The sequence below is a fragment of the Pectinatus brassicae genome (genome assembly GCF_014201835.1).
GTDB lineage: Bacteria > Bacillota > Negativicutes > Selenomonadales > Selenomonadaceae > Pectinatus > Pectinatus brassicae.
Genome location: NZ_JACHFH010000070.1, coordinates 1 through 2,318, shown reverse-complemented (window position 1 = coordinate 2,318; position 2,318 = coordinate 1). Strand labels below are relative to the sequence as shown.

Below are 2,318 nucleotides of genomic sequence, written 5' to 3'. Positions count from 1 at the left end.
TGCCAATCTCTATATGCATATTTCTATACATACTGACTAGTTTGGTCGCCTAACTCACGACTTAAGTCACGAGTGTGCGGCTCCCATTTAATCAATTTTATAAATCAATCTATGTTCTGGAGAAATTCGTTTACTCCAATATCCATCTAACTCGTATTTTAGAGGCTCTGGTTTACCAATTCCCTCATTGCCATTACGTTCAATATCTTTAATTAGTTCATTGATTTTTTTTAAAATTTTTTTATCATTTGTTTGCCAATAACAATAATCTTCCCAACCTATTGCTGTAAATATTTTATTCATCGTTATCAATATTCCTTATAGCAGCTTGACCTTGTTCTAACTGATTTATAGATTCTTTTAATCTGGAATAAGTTTCTTTATTACTGCGAACAAACAAATTTTCCATTATATTATTATATTCTGCTTCAGACATTAAAACAGCATTACCGCCTTCTTTTCTGGTAATAATAACGGTTTCTAAATCATTGTTAGCAGTATCACAATAACCTTTAAAATTTTTTCTCACTGTAGAGAAATTTGCAGCTAACATATTAATCACCCCCTTATGTAATTGTACCATATATCGTACAATTACATAAGGGGGTAATATGATTAAATTAGTATTATATTAGTTTAGTGATTATATATATATTTCGTTTTTCAACCTGCTTTGTGTATTTTAATTCTAAAAGGATGTATTTTTATAACTGCCAATATAAGTTGAATCCCAATGTTATTTTTCCTGTTTTTAGGCCTGCCGGTTTATACAAGGGTGCTCCGATAAATGTATCATATTTCATATTATGCATTAAAGTTCCCCGCATTCCGATCACTGCCCCAGCTAGATTTCTTCCCAGCAGGTATTGATCAGAAGGCCCCCATACATGTCCATAATCTATACCAATATAACATTCCTGATGTGATTTTCCCAATGGAATTGATAGTTCGTTTTTGATTATGCAGCCATTTTCTGCTGATAATGTATTTTCACCATCAACATAGCTTTTTTTCTTGCGACGGATTATTTTAAATGACAATTGTGTTTTTCTGGTCTGATCACGGTCTATTACTTTTTGGACACCAATATCCCAGGTTGTAGTTTTACCGCTTAATTCAAATGGTACCAGTGCCGGTATCTGCCGATGAAATTCATCATAATATCTATATATATGAAAAGTATAATATCCATATGGAATAGTATATGTAAATGCACTATCTCTTGTCCCCGCATTTTCATCTTGATGCTCGACATCTCTGGTGTAATTGTAGCTAAGAATATCATTTTGCCCTGTAGGATTATATATAGCAAGATTCGTTGATGCCTGCAGTCTGCCGGTATTTTCCATGCCCGCATCATTTAATGTAAAACCGACTGTCCATGGTTTACTCCTGCTGATTGTTACAATAACGATACTTTGACTAGGCTTGCTGCCTGGTTTTAATTTTATATCCGCCTGCTGATTGGGCAGCTGCCGCAATTGCTCCAAACCTTGTTCAAGATCTCGTATATTAAGTATATCTCCCGGACTATCTGGAAAAGCACTGCGCCAATTACCGAAAGTACTTTGCGGCTCAAAACGAATATCTTCAATATAGCCAGAAACTACTTTAAATTTTAAAACTCCATCTTTTAAATTTTGTTTAGGCACAATTATCTGACTGGTAACAAAGCCTCGCGCAATCATTTTATCTGACAGCATTTTAGATAACATACTGATGCCCTTTGCCCCTATATACTGTCCCTTATACTGTTTTACCTCACCATTCATCCAGTTAAAACGCCTTGTATCTTTGTGCTCTATAACGAAATCACGAATTAAGAAACTGCGCTGTTCTTTTGGTAATACCAATACGCCATTTGCCTTACTCGTTTTTTACAATTGTACTGCTGGTGCATTTATTTGTTCTTGCTGCTGTTGGGCCTGCCGCTTTGTCTTTTGATACTGGTCTACTTCCTGCCCAGCTTGGGCGGCAGCCCATACTGTATTACTAAAAGTGCTAAAAAACAGTATTACCGCAATTATTATTTCCTTTTTTATCACTATTAACATCCTTGTTTATCTTAATATTTCACTTTACGCTTATGTCTCCACCAAATAGTAGAGCTATTTTTTAGCTTATTTTGTGTCTTACAATTCGAGAAGGGTACACCATTAGTCGGAAATAGAAATTAAGTCAGTAAACAAACAATCAAATATCCGTGCTTTTCCTTTCCCCTTCAATTCAGTCTCTACATCTTCGATTATTGTGTTAGCTAATTCACTTGTTATTTCTATATATCCATTTTGAAATAAAACAGCTTGCATTTTGTCAAT

At 34.6% G+C, this 2,318-nt stretch carries 4 protein-coding genes; all 4 read right to left on the bottom strand.

Annotated elements, in window-relative coordinates; all coding sequences use genetic code 11:
- Nucleotides 1-87: 87 nt before the first annotated feature.
- Entirely contained in the window at nucleotides 88-303 is a 216-nt protein-coding gene (locus HNR32_RS13585) for a Txe/YoeB family addiction module toxin (protein WP_183863574.1), read from the bottom strand.
- Complete coding sequence (locus tag HNR32_RS13580) at nucleotides 296-553, bottom strand: type II toxin-antitoxin system Phd/YefM family antitoxin (RefSeq protein ID WP_183863573.1); 258 nt, start codon at nucleotides 551-553, stop codon at nucleotides 296-298. Before HNR32_RS13580 ends, HNR32_RS13585 begins: the two co-directional genes overlap by 8 nt.
- Before the next feature lie 151 nt (nucleotides 554-704).
- Nucleotides 705-1,853 carry a ShlB/FhaC/HecB family hemolysin secretion/activation protein gene (locus tag HNR32_RS13575; protein ID WP_183863572.1) on the bottom strand — a complete coding sequence of 383 codons (1,149 nt, stop codon included), beginning with the start codon at nucleotides 1,851-1,853 and terminating at the stop codon, nucleotides 705-707.
- A gap of 24 nt (nucleotides 1,854-1,877) precedes the next feature.
- Entirely contained in the window at nucleotides 1,878-2,045 is a 168-nt protein-coding gene (locus tag HNR32_RS13570) for a hypothetical protein (RefSeq protein ID WP_183863571.1), read from the bottom strand.
- Nucleotides 2,046-2,318: the final 273 nt, after the last annotated feature.